General features: G+C 62.6%; 17 protein-coding genes. 6 read left to right on the forward strand and 11 right to left on the reverse strand.

The window, feature by feature from the left end; genetic code table 11:
• Nucleotides 1–5 precede the first annotated feature (5 nt).
• From ABWL39_RS14625 to mnmG, 9 genes are all read right to left on the reverse strand, one after another.
• Nucleotides 6–542: a F0F1 ATP synthase subunit delta gene (locus ABWL39_RS14625; protein WP_367792632.1), complete on the reverse strand. Its 537-nt coding sequence runs from the start codon at nucleotides 540–542 to the stop codon at nucleotides 6–8.
• 7 nt (nucleotides 543–549) lie between these two features.
• Nucleotides 550–1,020 (reverse strand): F0F1 ATP synthase subunit B, encoded by a 471-nt coding sequence (locus tag ABWL39_RS14630; protein ID WP_367792637.1) that lies wholly within the window; start codon nucleotides 1,018–1,020, stop codon nucleotides 550–552.
• 37 nt (nucleotides 1,021–1,057) lie between these two features.
• On the reverse strand, nucleotides 1,058–1,348 hold the full coding sequence (gene atpE / locus ABWL39_RS14635; protein WP_367792640.1) for a F0F1 ATP synthase subunit C: 291 nt from the start codon (nucleotides 1,346–1,348) through the stop codon (nucleotides 1,058–1,060).
• A gap of 61 nt (nucleotides 1,349–1,409) precedes the next feature.
• Nucleotides 1,410–2,213, reverse strand: coding sequence for a F0F1 ATP synthase subunit A (gene atpB / locus ABWL39_RS14640; RefSeq protein WP_367792643.1), 804 nt, complete (start codon nucleotides 2,211–2,213; stop codon nucleotides 1,410–1,412).
• A gap of 11 nt (nucleotides 2,214–2,224) precedes the next feature.
• Nucleotides 2,225–2,560, reverse strand: a complete 336-nt coding sequence (locus ABWL39_RS14645) for an ATP synthase subunit I (RefSeq protein WP_367792646.1) — start codon at nucleotides 2,558–2,560, stop codon at nucleotides 2,225–2,227.
• Nucleotides 2,561–2,762: 202 nt separating this feature from the next.
• Entirely contained in the window at nucleotides 2,763–3,605 is an 843-nt protein-coding gene (locus tag ABWL39_RS14650) for a ParB/RepB/Spo0J family partition protein (protein WP_367792649.1), read from the reverse strand.
• 15 nt (nucleotides 3,606–3,620) lie between these two features.
• On the reverse strand, nucleotides 3,621–4,400 hold the full coding sequence (locus ABWL39_RS14655) for a ParA family protein (RefSeq protein WP_367792653.1): 780 nt from the start codon (nucleotides 4,398–4,400) through the stop codon (nucleotides 3,621–3,623).
• Between the two features lies 1 nt (nucleotide 4,401).
• Nucleotides 4,402–5,025, reverse strand: a complete 624-nt coding sequence (rsmG, locus tag ABWL39_RS14660; RefSeq protein WP_367792656.1) for a 16S rRNA (guanine(527)-N(7))-methyltransferase RsmG — start codon at nucleotides 5,023–5,025, stop codon at nucleotides 4,402–4,404.
• Entirely contained in the window at nucleotides 5,022–6,911 is a 1,890-nt protein-coding gene (gene mnmG, locus ABWL39_RS14665) for a tRNA uridine-5-carboxymethylaminomethyl(34) synthesis enzyme MnmG (RefSeq protein ID WP_367792660.1), read from the reverse strand. The genes rsmG and mnmG overlap by 4 nt, the downstream gene beginning before the upstream one ends.
• 242 nt (nucleotides 6,912–7,153) lie before the next feature.
• On the opposite strand from mnmG, the gene amrB reads away from it, so the two are divergent.
• The 5 genes from amrB to ABWL39_RS14690 all read left to right on the forward strand — a co-directional run bounded on the left by amrB (nucleotide 7,154) and on the right by ABWL39_RS14690 (nucleotide 11,987).
• Nucleotides 7,154–7,957: an AmmeMemoRadiSam system protein B gene (gene amrB / locus ABWL39_RS14670; protein ID WP_367792663.1), complete on the forward strand. Its 804-nt coding sequence runs from the start codon at nucleotides 7,154–7,156 to the stop codon at nucleotides 7,955–7,957.
• A complete protein-coding gene (gene amrA, locus ABWL39_RS14675) occupies nucleotides 7,954–8,499 on the forward strand; it encodes an AmmeMemoRadiSam system protein A (RefSeq protein WP_367792667.1) in 546 nt (181 codons plus the stop codon). Before amrB ends, amrA begins: the two co-directional genes overlap by 4 nt.
• Nucleotides 8,500–8,573: 74 nt before the next feature.
• Nucleotides 8,574–9,647 (forward strand): AmmeMemoRadiSam system radical SAM enzyme, encoded by a 1,074-nt coding sequence (gene amrS / locus ABWL39_RS14680; protein ID WP_367792670.1) that lies wholly within the window; start codon nucleotides 8,574–8,576, stop codon nucleotides 9,645–9,647.
• A 28-nt stretch (nucleotides 9,648–9,675) separates the two neighbouring features.
• The gene (locus tag ABWL39_RS14685) at nucleotides 9,676–10,716 is read left to right on the forward strand and encodes a diguanylate cyclase (RefSeq protein WP_367792673.1); all 1,041 of its coding nucleotides are present in this window, start codon (nucleotides 9,676–9,678) and stop codon (nucleotides 10,714–10,716) included.
• 185 nt (nucleotides 10,717–10,901) lie between these two features.
• A complete protein-coding gene (locus ABWL39_RS14690) occupies nucleotides 10,902–11,987 on the forward strand; it encodes an IS630 family transposase (protein WP_367792677.1) in 1,086 nt (361 codons plus the stop codon).
• Here the strand turns inward: ABWL39_RS14690 and ABWL39_RS14695 are convergent.
• Complete coding sequence (locus ABWL39_RS14695; protein WP_367792680.1) at nucleotides 11,968–12,102, reverse strand: KTSC domain-containing protein; 135 nt, start codon at nucleotides 12,100–12,102, stop codon at nucleotides 11,968–11,970. The two genes, ABWL39_RS14690 and ABWL39_RS14695, sit on opposite strands and share 20 nt — an antisense overlap.
• Nucleotides 12,083–12,637: an O-acetyl-ADP-ribose deacetylase gene (locus ABWL39_RS14700; protein ID WP_367792683.1), complete on the reverse strand. Its 555-nt coding sequence runs from the start codon at nucleotides 12,635–12,637 to the stop codon at nucleotides 12,083–12,085. The genes ABWL39_RS14695 and ABWL39_RS14700 overlap by 20 nt, the downstream gene beginning before the upstream one ends.
• An 82-nt stretch (nucleotides 12,638–12,719) precedes the next feature.
• Here ABWL39_RS14700 and ABWL39_RS14705 point away from each other — a divergent pair, with 82 nt between their 5' ends.
• The gene (locus ABWL39_RS14705) at nucleotides 12,720–13,514 is read left to right on the forward strand and encodes a substrate-binding periplasmic protein (protein ID WP_367792686.1); all 795 of its coding nucleotides are present in this window, start codon (nucleotides 12,720–12,722) and stop codon (nucleotides 13,512–13,514) included.

Consider the following 13,514-nt stretch of genomic DNA (forward strand, 5'->3'; position numbering starts at 1 on the left):
CTCTCCTAACTCTTAAGCCTGTACGCCATCGCCTGCAACTTGCCGCGTACCGATGCGTCGATTACCTCGTCACCTACTTCGACACGAATGCCACCCAGCAGCTCGGGATCCACGCTCACTTTGGCGTCGACCTTCTGCTTGAAGCGGGACTCGAGTTTGGCAACCAGTGCGCTCAACTGTGCATCGTCCAGCGGGAATGCGGACACAACGCGTGCCTCGACGGTACCGTTTTGTGCATCCTTCAGCTGTTCATACTGAAGCGCGATTTCCGGCAGCAGAACCAGACGGCCATTTTCCTGCAAAGCGGAAATCAAGTTGAGCACTTCGGCATCGGCCTTGGCGCCAAGCACTGCTGAAAGCAGCGATTTCACTTGTTCGGAGGAAAACTTCGGGTTGGTCACGACTTCCTTAACGTCGTCGTTCTCAACCACGGCCGCCAGCAGCCCTAGTGCCTCGGACCATTTGGCAAACGCATTGCTGTCCTTCGCGAGGCGGAACAATCCTTCCGCGTAAGGCCTAGCGACTGTAACGATTTCTGCCATGAGATTCTTACAATTCCGCTTGAATCGAAGCCAGCAGACCGGCGTGCTTGGATGCGTCGATTTCCTTGCGCAGGATCTTCTCTGCGCCGGCTACCGCCAGGTCAGCGACCTGCGCACGCAGCGACTCCTTGGCTCGATACACCTCTTGATCAATCTCCGCCTTTGCACCAGCAATCAGACGCTCGCCTTCTACACGAGCTACATCCTTCGCCTCATCGACGATCTGGGCAGCGCGCTTTTCAGCCTGGGCAATGATGTCGGCGACCTGTTGCTTGGCTTCGCGCAGCTTGTCAGCCGCACGCTTTTCAGCCAGCTCCAGATCCTGCTTGCCACGGTCCGCCGCGGCCAGGCCGTCAGCGATACGCTTGGCGCGCTCGTCCATCATGTTGGTCAGCGGAGGCCAAACAAACTTCATGGTGAAGATCACCAGGAGCGCAAACGTAATCGCTTGGCCCAACAGTGATGCGTTGATATCCATGTTTGTTTTTCCTCAGTCTAACGGGGCGGGAGAATGATTAGGCAGCGCCCAGCTTAGCCAGGATCGGGCCCAGGAACGGGTTGTTGAAGGTGTAGAGCATTGCAACACCAACACCGATCATGGAGATCGCGTCAAGCAGACCGGCAATAATGAACAGCTTGGTTTGCAGCACAGGAATCATTTCCGGCTGGCGAGCGGAGGACTCGAGAAACTTGCCGCCGAGGATCGCAAAACCCAGAGCGGTGCCGATCGCTGCCAAGCCGATGATGAAGGCGGCGGCGATAACGGTCAGGCCTTGTACGTTAGCAATCAGTTGTGCTGCTTCCATTTACTATCTCCTAGTTGAAGGATGTGTGACTAAAAGGGTTTGAACAAACTTGAAACGAAACTTAGTGGTCTTCTACCGCGAGGCTCAGGTACACGATGGTCAGCATCATGAACACGAAAGCCTGTAGCGTGACGACCAGGATGTGGAAGATGGCCCACGGCGCACCCAGAACCCACTGCACATACCATGGCAGCATTGCAATCAGGATGAAGATCAGTTCGCCTGCGTACATATTGCCGAACAGACGCAGAGCAAGAGAAATCGGCTTGGCCAGCAATTCGATCGTCTGGAATGCCAGGTTGACCGGGGCCAGGATCAGCGTACCAATCGGGCCGCTCGCGTGGAACGGCGCAGTCAGCAACTCTTTGCCATAGCCGCCGATGCCCTTGGCCTTGATGCTGAACCCCATGATCAGGAACATCACGGAAATCGACATGGCAAAGGTCTGGTTCACGTCTGCACTTGGAACTGCGCGCAGATAGTGGACCCCCAGTGCGCCAGCAGCCTTCGGCAGCAGGTCAACCGGCAGGAAGTCCATGGCGTTCATCAGGAATACCCAGCAGAAGATCGTCAGCGACAGCGGCCCAATGACCTTGCTCTTGGCGTGGAAAGCATCCTTGATCTGGGAGTCGACCATCTCGACGATCAGTTCCACGAAGTTCTGCAGACGGCCCGGCGTGCCGGATGTCGCGCTGCGGGCTGCGACGGCAAAAATCGACGCGAAGACAAAACCCAGGAACAAAGCGATCCAGAAGGTGTCAAGGTTGAAACGCCAGAAACCGTCCCCATGTGACTGCAGGAAGGTCAGGTGGTGTTTGATATATTCAGTCGCGTTAGCGGGTGCGGATGCGTGTTCAGCCGACATTTTTTCAACCACTAGTTTTTAAACATGAGCGCCGCCCAATACCCCGCAGTCGTTGCGAGATATCCTCCGAACAAACCGGGCGCGGACAATTCGTTTTTCAAAAAAACGATCGCGAGCACAAATAACAGCGCCACCGCGATCATCTTGAACATTTCTGCTGCGAAATGCGCCTTCATAACCATTTGAGGCGCAAGAGGGCGACCGCGATACGCGATCACCGCATAAACCAAGCTGGAGACAATGCCGATGACACCACCGGCAACCGCCGATACGGCTGGGGCTGACCCAAATAGACCCGCCAGACTGGCCGCAAGCAATACAACAAAAAGCACCTGCAGCGAAATCACGCGGCGAACTTGCCCACTCAAGAGCCGGACCCCGTCTCAACAAACCGAAGTATTGTAGTCATAAAAACCCTTAATAGTCAATACGATGTTCCCACTAAAGACTTGGCGTGACTGATTTATCAGCGATTTTTGATGTTTGCATGAACTAAAAAAGGGCATCTTCCAGTACAGATGCCCTTTTGCAGTGCATCATTTTCTACCGCTAACGCAGCTTGGAGAGCAGGTCGTCGAGCTGATCCAGCGTTCCGTACTCGATCGTGATACGCCCCCGCCCCTTTTTGCCGGAGAGAATCTTGACGGCCGCGCCGATGCGCTCGGACACCTCCTCCTGCAGGCGCGCGACGTCGGGATCGATCTGGCGTGCAGGCTTACCCTGCGCTGGAGCGAGCAGATGCTGCACCAGGCGCTCCGTCTCGCGCACCGACATGCCCTTGTCGGCCACCAGATTGGCAGTATCAATCTGCTGGACCACGGGCAGGCTCAGCAGCGCGCGGGCATGACCCATATCGAGCTGGCCGGCGTACACCAGGTCGCGCACTGGCTCGGGCAGGTTGAGCAGGCGCAACAGGTTGGACACCGCACTGCGCGAGCGCCCCAGCGCCTGCGCGCAGCTGTCGTGCGTCATGCCGAACTCGTCGATCAGGCGCTGGATACCCTGCGCTTCTTCAAGCGGATTGAGGTTCTCGCGCTGGATGTTTTCGATCAGCGCCATTGCCAGCGCGGCCTCGTCAGCCACGCTGCGCGCAACCACCGGCACCTTGTCGAGACCGGCCAGACGGGCGGCACGCCAGCGACGTTCCCCCGCGATGATTTCGTAGCGGCCGGACACCAAGGGGCGCACCAGGATCGGCTGCATCAAGCCTTGCGCCTTGATGGACGCGGCCAACTCGACCAACGCCTGCTGATCCATGTGCGTGCGCGGCTGATACTTACCGGGCTGCAAATGATCGACGTGCAGCGTCAGCAGCTGTTCGCTCTGTTTTTCGGGGGCGCTGTCGCCGAGCAATGCTTCGAGGCCGCGCCCCAGTCCCTTCAATTTCGCCATAATTCCTTGCTTTGCTTAAACAGTTGCCGCAGTCGGCATTTTGCGCAAAATTTCCTGCGCGAGCGCCAGATAGGCCTGTGCGCCCTTTGAGCCCTTGTCATAGGCCAGCGCCGGCAAGCCATGGCTTGGCGCCTCGGCCAGACGGACATTGCGCGGGATCACCGTATCGTAGACCTTGTCGCCGAAATGCTGCTTGAGCTGCTCGGCCACTTGCTGTGCCAGACTGGAACGCGGGTCGAACATGGTGCGCAGCAAGCCTTCGATATCGATTTTCGGATTCAGGCTGGCACGGACCTTGCGCAGGGTGTTGACGAGATCGGTGAGGCCTTCGAGCGCGTAGTATTCGCACTGCATCGGGATCATCACGCGCTCGGCAGCGACCAGGCCGTTCAGGGTCAGCAGATTGAGCGACGGCGGGCAATCGATCAGGATGAAGTCGTAATCGCCAGCCACACCTTCAAGGGCCGCCCGCAGGCGCGACTCGCGGCCCGCCATCTCGACCAGCTCGACTTCGGCCCCACCGAGTTCGCGGTTTGCCGGCAACAGATCATAGCCGCCCGATTCGGAACGCAGGATAGCCTCCCCGACGCCGCAGACGTCGAGCAGCACGTGGTAGACCGAGCGTTGCAGCTGGCCCTTGGCCACACCGCTACCCATGGTGGCGTTGCCTTGCGGGTCGAGGTCGACCAGCAACACTCGGCTTTCCTGGACTGCCAGGCTGGCGGCCAGGTTGACCGCCGTGGTGGTCTTGCCGACCCCGCCCTTCTGATTGGTGATCGCGATGATCTTCGCCATGTCAGCCCACCTCCATCACGATGAGGTGGCGCTCGGCATCGAGCCCCGGCACGCGCAGCGGGATCACCTGCTTCACGATGACATCCTTGGGCAACTGGGCAATCTCCTCGTATGGGTGCACGCCCTTCATCGCCACCCAGCGCCCACCACCAGCCAGCAGATGGCGCGTGAGGCGGACAAACTCGGCGAGGTCGGAAAATGCCCGCGAGGTGATCAAGCCAAACCCCTGCTCGTCGTGCACGGCCTCGACGCGGTCGGTGATGACGCGTGCCCGGGGCAGATCAAGGTCAATCAAGGCCTGGCGCAGGAAGCTGGTCTTTTTCTGATTGCTGTCGAGCATGGTCACCTCGACCGCGGGATCGACGATCGCCAGCGGAATGCCCGGCATGCCGCCCCCCGAGCCGACATCGAGAACGCGCGGCGCATGCAGATGCGGGATCGCCGCCAGGCAGTCGAGCAGGTGCAGGCTGACCATGCGTTCCGGCTCGCGGATCGCCGTCAGGCTGTAGACCTTGTTCCACTTGTCGAGCAGGCCGATGTAGTCGAGCAGCTTGCGCTGGACCTCGTCGGACAGGCTCTGGCCCAGTTCAGCAATGCCGGCGGCAAGTTGTTCGGCCAAGGTCATGCAGACTTCTTTCCTTCAATACCGCGTTTGAGATGCACCAGCAACAGGCCCACCGCAGCCGGCGTGATGCCGGATATGCGCGATGCCTGGCCCAGGGTTTCCGGGCGGTGCTTGTTGAGCTTCTGCTGCACTTCCTTCGACAGTCCCTTGACCACGGCATAGTCGAGATCGGTCGGCAGCTTGACGTCCTCCAGGCCCTCGCGGCGAGCCACCTCGTCGGCCTGGCGGTTGATGTAGCCCTCGTATTTGACCTGAATCTCGACCTGCTCCGCAATCTCGCGCTCGCTGACGCCGGGCGCGGCCACCGGCAGGGTCATCAGTGATTCGTAGCTCACATTGGGGCGGCGCAGCAGGTCGGCCAGCCGATACTCGCGCTCGATGCCCTGGCCCAGCACGCGCTCGGCGTCTTCCTGGCTGACCAGGCGCGGATTGGCCCAAGTCGACTTCAGCCGCTCGAATTCGGTGGCGATGGCGTCACGCTTGCGGCAAAAGGCCTCCCACTGCGCGTCGCCGACGACGCCAAGCTGGCGGCCAATCTCGGTCAGGCGCAGGTCGGCATTGTCTTCGCGCAGCTGCAGGCGGAATTCGGCGCGGCTGGTGAACATGCGGTAAGGCTCGGTGACGCCGCGCGTGATCAGGTCGTCGACCAGCACGCCGATATAGGCTTCGTCACGCGCAGGGCACCACGCATCCTTGCCCTGCGTCTGCAGCGCGGCATTGATGCCGGCAAACAGGCCCTGTGCGGCGGCTTCTTCGTAGCCTGTCGTTCCGTTGATTTGACCTGCAAAAAACAGGCCTGCAATCGATTTGGTCTCGAAGCTCGACTTCAGGTTGCGCGGGTCGTAGTAGTCGTACTCGATGGCATAACCTGGGCGCAGGATGTGCGCGTTTTCCAGGCCGCGCATCGAGCGCACGGCGGCGAGCTGAATGTCGAAGGGCAGCGAGGTGGAGATGCCGTTCGGGTAGATCTCGTGCGTCTGCAGGCCTTCCGGCTCGAGAAAGATCTGGTGGCTGTCCTTGTCGGCGAAACGGTTGATCTTGTCCTCGATCGACGGGCAGTAGCGCGGGCCAACGCCTTCGATGATGCCGGTGAACATCGGCGAGCGGTCGAAGCCCGAGCGGATGATCTCGTGCGTGCGCTCGTTGGTGTGCGTGATCCAGCACGGCAGCTGTTTCGGGTGCAGGGCGCGCGAGCCGCGGTAGCTGAATACCGGCTCGGGGCTGTCGCCGGGCTGCTCGACCAGCACCGAATAGTCGATACTGCGGCCATCGATGCGCGGTGGCGTGCCGGTCTTGAGGCGGCCGACGGGCAGATCGAGCTCACGCAGGCGCTGCGCCAGCGTGATCGAGGCCGGATCGCCGGCGCGACCTCCGACGTGGTTTTCCAGGCCGACGTGAATCTTGCCGCCGAGGAAGGTGCCGGCGGTCAGCACCACGGCGCGGGCCTTGAAGCGGATGCCGATCTGCGTGACGACCCCGGCGACGCGATCGCCGTCAAGCAGGATGTCGTCGACCGACTGCTGGAACAGCGTCAGGTTATCCTGGTTTTCCAGCATGCCGCGGATCGCAGCCTTGTACAGCACGCGGTCGGCCTGGGCCCGCGTGGCGCGCACAGCCGGGCCCTTGCTCGAATTGAGTGTGCGGAACTGGATGCCGCCCATGTCGGTGGCGAGCGCCATGGCACCGCCGAGCGCGTCGACCTCTTTCACCAGATGGCCCTTGCCGATGCCGCCGATCGAGGGGTTGCACGACATCTGGCCGAGCGTTTCGATATTGTGGCTCAACAGCAGCGTCCTGGCGCCCATGCGCGCGGCAGCCAGGGCCGCTTCGGTGCCGGCATGGCCGCCGCCAACCACGATCACGTCGAATTCGGTGGGGAACAACATCGCTCAGTCCCGGGGAAGAATGCAAAAAGCGCACAAGTTTACGTGAAATCGCCGAAGCACGCCAGACGATAACAAAAGTTACACAATAAAAACATGGGCTTATTGTCAAATTAGCAAAGCAACATACGAGATCGAGAATATCCGCTTGCCGAGACAAAACTTCTTGCCTTCAATGAACTTGAAGGCAGCCGAATCGACCTAATCTGGTAATCATCGCCAGGCGAATATTGCGGGAGCCAAACATGAGCACGATCCGTCGCGCAGCCGTTGCCGGCAGCTTCTATCCGGGGCAACACGACGAGCTGATGCGCGCCGTCGACGACCTCGTGGTCGACGCTGACCGCTTTCGCGATCTGCCGCGCCCACCGAAGGCCGTCATCGCACCGCATGCCGGCTATGTCTACTCGGGGCCGATCGCCGCCAACGCCTATGCCGCGCTACGCCCGCTGCACGGGCAGATCAGCCGCGTCGTGCTGCTCGGCCCGGTGCACCGCGTACCGGTGCGTGGGCTCGCGCTGCCCGGTGGCGAGGCTTTTGCCACCCCGCTCGGCACGGTGCCGCTCGACCAGCCGGCCTGCCGGCGCCTGAGCGAGCTGCCGCAGGTCGCAGTCAACCCGTCGGCCCATGCGCTGGAACACTCACTGGAGGTGCACCTGCCCTTTCTGCAGCATGTGCTCGATCATTTCAGCCTGGTGCCGCTCGCGGTCGGCGATGCCACGCCGGACGAGGTGGCGGAAGTGCTGGACCTGCTGTGGGGCGGCCCGGAAACATTGATCGTGGTGAGCTCGGACCTGTCGCACTACCTACCCTACACGCTGGCCCAGCGTGTCGACCGCGATACCTGCGACACCATCCTCGAACTCGGCGAAGCCATCGACCACCAGCAGGCCTGCGGCGCCACGCCGATTCGCGGACTGATGCGCGCGGCCAGGCGCCATCACCTGCAGCCCTATCTGCTCGACCTGCGCAACTCGGGCGACACCGCCGGCGACAAGGATCGCGTGGTCGGCTATGCCTCGTTCGCCTTCGTGGAGAGCCAGCCATGACGCTCGCGGAACACGGCCCAACACTGCTGCGCCTGGCCCGTGCCGCCATCGCACAGGCGCTGGGCGAGGCCGCCCAGGACGAGCCGGCGCCAGCGGCACTGCTGCAGCCCGGCGCGAGTTTCGTGACGCTGACCCAGCGCGGCGATCTGCGTGGCTGCATGGGCACGCTCGAAGCCCACCGGCCGCTGGCCGACGATGTGCGCCACAACGCGGTGGCCTCAGCGCTGCGCGACCCGCGCTTTGCGCCGCTGACGTGGGACGAATTCGGCTACACGCGCGTCGAGGTATCGGTGCTCAGCAACGCGGCCCCGCTGGCATTCGCCGACGAGGCCGATGCGCTTGCGCAGCTGCGCCCCGAGGTGGACGGCATCATCCTCGAATGCGACTGGCACCGTGCCACCTTTCTGCCGCAGGTATGGGAGCAGCTGCCCGACCCGCGCGAGTTCCTGGGCCACCTGAAGCGCAAGGCGGGGCTGCCGGCCCATTACTGGTCGGAGCGGATGCAGCTGTCGCGCTACGGCGTCGAAAAATTCAAGGAATAGGCGTCAAGCCAAACCCACCGGACCAACAAGACCAACAAAGCCCCGGACATCGTTGCCACACAACAGAGGGCTATATGGACACGAACCACCCCGCCAGATACTGGCACATGCTCGACGACGGCCGTATGCAGTGCGACCTGTGCCCACGCGACTGCCGCTTGCACGAGGGGCAGCGCGGGCTGTGCTTCGTGCGCATGCGCGAACACGACCGCATGGTGCTGACCACCTACGGGCGCTCCAGCGGCTTTTGCATCGACCCGGTGGAAAAGAAGCCGCTGAACCACTTCCTGCCCGGCACCAGCATCCTGAGTTTCGGCACGGCTGGCTGCAATCTGGCATGCAAATTCTGCCAGAACTGGGACATATCAAAGTCGCGCGAGATGGACACACTGGCCGATGCCGCCTCGCCCGAGGCCATCGCCGACGCGGCCGTGCGCGCCGGCTGCAGCAGCGTGGCCTTCACCTACAACGACCCGGTGGTCTTTGCCGAATACGCGATGGATATCGCCGCAGCCTGCCGCGCGCGCGGCATCGCGCCGGTAGCCGTCACCGCCGGCTATATCCACCCCGAAGCGCGGCGCGACTTCTTCGCCACGATGGATGCCGCCAATGTCGACCTCAAGGGCTTCACCGACGAGTTCTACGTCAAGCTGTGCGGCGCGCGGCTGCAGCCGGTGCTCGACACGCTGAGCTACCTCAGGCACGAGACCGACGTCTGGTTCGAGATCACCACGCTGCTGATCCCCGGCAAAAACGATTCGGATGCGGAACTCAAGGCCATGACCACCTGGATCATGCGCGAGCTGGGCCCCGATGTGCCGCTGCACTTCACCGCCTTCCATCCCGACTACAAGATGACCGACCTCCCGCGCACGCCGGCCGCCACCCTGCAACGGGCACGCCGCATCGCGCTGGACGCGGGGCTGCATTATGTCTATACCGGCAATGTGTTCGACCCGGAGGGCGGAACCACCTACTGTCCCGCCTGCCACGAGCCGCTGATTGTGCGTGACTGGCACGCGATCCTCGAATACCGGCTCACCGACAACGGCCATTGCCCCGCCTGCGACACCGCGATCCCCGGCCGCTTCACGCATTTCGACCATGCTTTCGGGCGCCGCCGGATTCCGATCCGGATGAGCCTGTGACGCCCGCCGGCCACGCATCTGGAGACCCATGCTAGCGGCCCCCCTACCCGATAACGAAGATGCCCGCCTGGTCTCGCTCAGGCGCATGCAGCTGCTGTCCACGCCAGCCGAGGACAGCTTCGACCGCATCACACGCACCGCCGCGCGGCTGTTCAACATGCCGACTTCGCTGATCACGCTGATCGACCATGACAGGCAGTGGTTCAAATCGGCCGTGGGCATGGCGGTCAGCGAAACGCCGCGCTCGCTGTCGTTCTGCGGCCACACCATCCTCGACAGCAAGCCGACGATCGTGCGCGACACCCGGCTCGACCCGCGCTTCGCCGACAACCCCTTCGTCGTGCACGACCCGCAGGTGCGCTTCTACGCCGGGCGGCCGGTCGCCAACGCGGAAGGCTATGTGGTCGGCACACTATGCCTGCTCGACTACCAGCCGCGCGACTTCAGCGCGGCCGACGTGCGGGCCCTGCACGACCTGGCGCACTGGGTGGAGACCACCTTCCTGGTCCGGCAGTTGAGCCGCACCCAGCGCGACCTGTTGTCCGAGCTCGACGAAGCGCGGCGCGACAGCATGATCGACCCGCTGCTGCGCACCTGGAACCGCCGCGCGATCAGCGACATCCTGCATCGCGAGCTGGACAAATCGGTACGCCAGCACGGCGTGCTGACGCTCGCCATGGTCGATCTCGATCACTTCAAGCGGATCAACGACAACCATGGCCATCCAGTCGGCGATGCCGTGCTGTTCGAGGCAGCACGCCGCATGCGCAGCGTGATTCGCGGCTACGACTCGCTCGGCCGCTGGGGCGGAGAGGAGTTTCTGCTGATTTTCCCCGAGCCGGGGGGCGAAGAGCCGGCCGCCATCGGCGAGCGCATCCGGACTGCAATTGCCGACGGCCCGCTCGACCTCGGCGATGAGCAGATTCACTTCACCGCCAGCGTCGGCATCGTCGCAGTCGCCATCGACCACAACCAGCTCGACGCCGATGCGCTGATCGCGGCGGCCGACCGGGCGCTGTACCGAGCCAAGGCAGCGGGCCGCAACTGCGTCGTCAGCGAGTGGCGGTGACAGCCGTGGGCGGCGCTCAGCGCACCCGCCGGACGGTGTAATCTTCCTCGATGCGGTCGCGGAAGAAGCTGTCGGGCGACGGTGCGGCCAGAAAGCGGCGCTGCACCTCGCTAGTGTTCCGTCCCGTTAATTGTCAGCATAATTTTTGCTCTGGAATCAGGTATCGTTTTGACAGGAGATACCTTATGAGCAAAGGACGACCGAAAGCGGGGTTGGTCGTGAGTGAGGCAGATCGTGAGCAGCTTGTGTCGATGTCACGTTCTCGCAGTCTGCCTGCGGCCATGGTGTTACGCGCCAAAATCGTGTTGGGGTGTATGCAGCAGCCCAATAGTGAGGTGGCCCGGACGCTGAACACCCATCCGGCCACGGTCGGGAAGTGGCGCCGACGCTTCATCGAAGCCGGGTTTTCCGGTCTGAACGACGAGGCACGTCCGGGCAAACCATGCAGCATCAGCGATGAGTTGTTGGCTCAGTTGATCAACAAGACCTTACAGAGCAGACCCGAAGGCGGTACTCATTGGAGCGTTCGTGATCTGGCCAAGCAGACACAGATCTCCAAGTCCTCTGTGCACCGCCTGCTCCAGTTGTTCAGCCTACAACCTCATCGCCAAGAGACGTTTAAACTCTCGACTGACCCGTACTTTATTGAGAAGGTGCGCGATGTGGTGGGGCTGTATCTCTCCCCGCCAGACAATGCCATCGTTCTGTGCGTGGATGAGAAAAGCCAGGTGCAGGCGCTTGAGCGCACACAGCCCTTGCTTCCAATGGGATTCGGGTATGTAGAAGGGGTGACGCACGATTACACCCGCCATGGCACTACAACCCTGTTTGCCGCCCTGAATGTGCTCGACGGTTCAGTCATCGCGCAATGCAAACCACGCCATCGGCATCAGGAGTATCTGGCTTTTTTGCGCCACATCGAGCGTGCTGTTCCGTCCAATCTGGATGTGCATCTGGTGTGCGACAACTACGCCACTCACAAGCATGCCAAGGTAAAAGCCTGGCTGGCCCGACATCCTCGATGGCATGTGCATTACACACCAACGTCGGCCAGTTGGCTCAATCAGGTTGAACGCTTCTTCGCCCTGATTACCGACAAGGCCATCCGGCGCGGATCATTCGGCAGCGTCCCTGAGCTCATCGAAAAAATCGAACAATTCATCGCCCATTACAACAGCGACAGCAAACCCTTCTCTTGGACGGCCACCGCCGAATCCATCTTGGAGAAAATCGAGCGACTTTGCCTGCGAATTAACGGGACGGAACACTAGGCACGCGGCTGTATTGTTCGACCTTGCCGTCGCGGAACTCGATTTCGAGCACCTGCTGGCCGGCGTCGTAGCCCACCGAGCGGATGCGGCTCGAATTAAGCGGTTTGCGGTCCATCGTCCCTCCCTTCCAGCAGCGCCAGCGCCGCACGGTAGCTGGCCTCGACCTCGGCGCCGAAGGCGACGAACATCACCTGATCGAGGCCGGGCCTCGCCAGCACCACCTCGCGTACGGTCTCCAGCGCCAGCTGCGTGGCCGCGCGCACCGGGTAGCCGAACACGCCGCAACTGATGGCCGGAAAGGCGATGCTGCGCAGCCCGTGCGCATACGCCAGCGTCAGGCTCTCGCGGTAACAGGCCGCCAGCAGCGCCGGCTCGCCGCGGCCGCCGCCGTGCCAGACCGGGCCGACCGTGTGGATCACGTGGCGCGCGGGCAGCCCGTAGCCTGCCGTGATGCGCGCCTCGCCGGTCGGGCAGCCGCCCAGCGTGCGGCACTCGGCCAGCAGCCCGGGCCCGGCTGCACGGTGGATGGCGCCATCGACGCCACCACCGCCAAGCAGGCTCTCGTTCGCCGCATTGACGATCGCATCGACCGCCAGCCGCGTGATGTCGCCCACGCTCAGTTCCAGCCTGGTACTGCCGATCAGCATCATCCCCTCCCCCAATCAAGCGCCCTGGCTGCCTGGCGCCAAAACACCTCGTCTCGACCACCCTGCGTGGGTACAATCGAATTCGATGATCAAACGTCTGCCTATCCTGCTCCCGCTCGCGGCACTGCTATTCGGCCTGAGCCTGCCCGCCCATGCGTCGGGCGACACCGTGACCGTATGCGACGACAGTGCAGAATGGCCCCCGTTCACCTATACACCGCGCAACCCCGCCGGCGATAAGGCCGGCGCCGTCACCGGCTACAGCGTCGAGGTGATCGGCGACATCCTGCGCCGTGCCGACATCGACTTCGACATCCGGCTGGTGCCCTGGGCGCGCTGCCTGGCCGAAACCAGATCGGGCCAGATGCAGATCGTGCTGAACGCCTACGTCACCCCCGACAGGCTGCAGGACTACCTGATCTCCAAGCCCTACCTGACGCTGACACCGCATTTCTTCTACGACCGCCGCAAATTTCCCGACGGCCTGGGCGGGCTGACCCCCGCCGAGCTCAAGCGCTACGCCGGCTGCGGCATGCGCGGCTTCGTCTACGACCAGTACGGCATCAAGCCCGGTGAGCTCGACCAGAGCTCGTCGAGCTACGACATCCTGCTGCGCAAGCTGATGGCCAGCCGCTGCGACTACTTCCCGGAAACCATCGAGGCGATCGCCGGTTTCAAGGTCATCGGCAAGGACTACCTGGCCGACTCACGGCTGGCCTACATCCCCTTGCCCGGCAATACCCGGCTGCGCGCGCATTTTCTCGTCACGCGCAACCTCCCGCGCGCCTACGAGCTGCTCAAGGCGCTCGATACGGGTATAGACCGGCTCGAACAATCGGGCCAACTCAAGTCGCTGATGAAGCGCTACACCGGGCGCTGA

The organism is Chitinivorax sp. PXF-14, from assembly GCF_040812015.1.
In the GTDB taxonomy this organism is placed as follows: Bacteria; Pseudomonadota; Gammaproteobacteria; order Burkholderiales; family SCOH01; genus JBFNXJ01.

What these genes read in the sequence shown, in the direction of transcription:
- ABWL39_RS14625 (WP_367792632.1), bottom strand. Translation starts at nt 542, where the DNA reads ATGGCAGAAATCGTTACAGTCGCTAGGCCTTACGCGGAAGGATTGTTC.
- ABWL39_RS14630 (WP_367792637.1), bottom strand. Translation starts at nt 1,020, where the DNA reads ATGGATATCAACGCATCACTGTTGGGCCAAGCGATTACGTTTGCGCTC.
- atpE (WP_367792640.1), bottom strand. Translation starts at nt 1,348, where the DNA reads ATGGAAGCAGCACAACTGATTGCTAACGTACAAGGCCTGACCGTTATC.
- atpB (WP_367792643.1), bottom strand. Translation starts at nt 2,213, where the DNA reads ATGTCGGCTGAACACGCATCCGCACCCGCTAACGCGACTGAATATATC.
- ABWL39_RS14650 (WP_367792649.1), bottom strand. Translation starts at nt 3,605, where the DNA reads ATGGCGAAATTGAAGGGACTGGGGCGCGGCCTCGAAGCATTGCTCGGC.
- ABWL39_RS14655 (WP_367792653.1), bottom strand. Translation starts at nt 4,400, where the DNA reads ATGGCGAAGATCATCGCGATCACCAATCAGAAGGGCGGGGTCGGCAAG.
- rsmG (WP_367792656.1), bottom strand. Translation starts at nt 5,025, where the DNA reads ATGACCTTGGCCGAACAACTTGCCGCCGGCATTGCTGAACTGGGCCAG.
- mnmG (WP_367792660.1), bottom strand. Translation starts at nt 6,911, where the DNA reads ATGTTGTTCCCCACCGAATTCGACGTGATCGTGGTTGGCGGCGGCCAT.
- amrB (WP_367792663.1), top strand. Translation starts at nt 7,154, where the DNA reads ATGAGCACGATCCGTCGCGCAGCCGTTGCCGGCAGCTTCTATCCGGGG.
- amrA (WP_367792667.1), top strand. Translation starts at nt 7,954, where the DNA reads ATGACGCTCGCGGAACACGGCCCAACACTGCTGCGCCTGGCCCGTGCC.
- amrS (WP_367792670.1), top strand. Translation starts at nt 8,574, where the DNA reads ATGGACACGAACCACCCCGCCAGATACTGGCACATGCTCGACGACGGC.
- ABWL39_RS14685 (WP_367792673.1), top strand. Translation starts at nt 9,676, where the DNA reads ATGCTAGCGGCCCCCCTACCCGATAACGAAGATGCCCGCCTGGTCTCG.
- ABWL39_RS14690 (WP_367792677.1), top strand. Translation starts at nt 10,902, where the DNA reads ATGAGCAAAGGACGACCGAAAGCGGGGTTGGTCGTGAGTGAGGCAGAT.
- ABWL39_RS14695 (WP_367792680.1), bottom strand. Translation starts at nt 12,102, where the DNA reads ATGGACCGCAAACCGCTTAATTCGAGCCGCATCCGCTCGGTGGGCTAC.
- ABWL39_RS14700 (WP_367792683.1), bottom strand. Translation starts at nt 12,637, where the DNA reads ATGATGCTGATCGGCAGTACCAGGCTGGAACTGAGCGTGGGCGACATC.
- ABWL39_RS14705 (WP_367792686.1), top strand. Translation starts at nt 12,720, where the DNA reads ATGATCAAACGTCTGCCTATCCTGCTCCCGCTCGCGGCACTGCTATTC.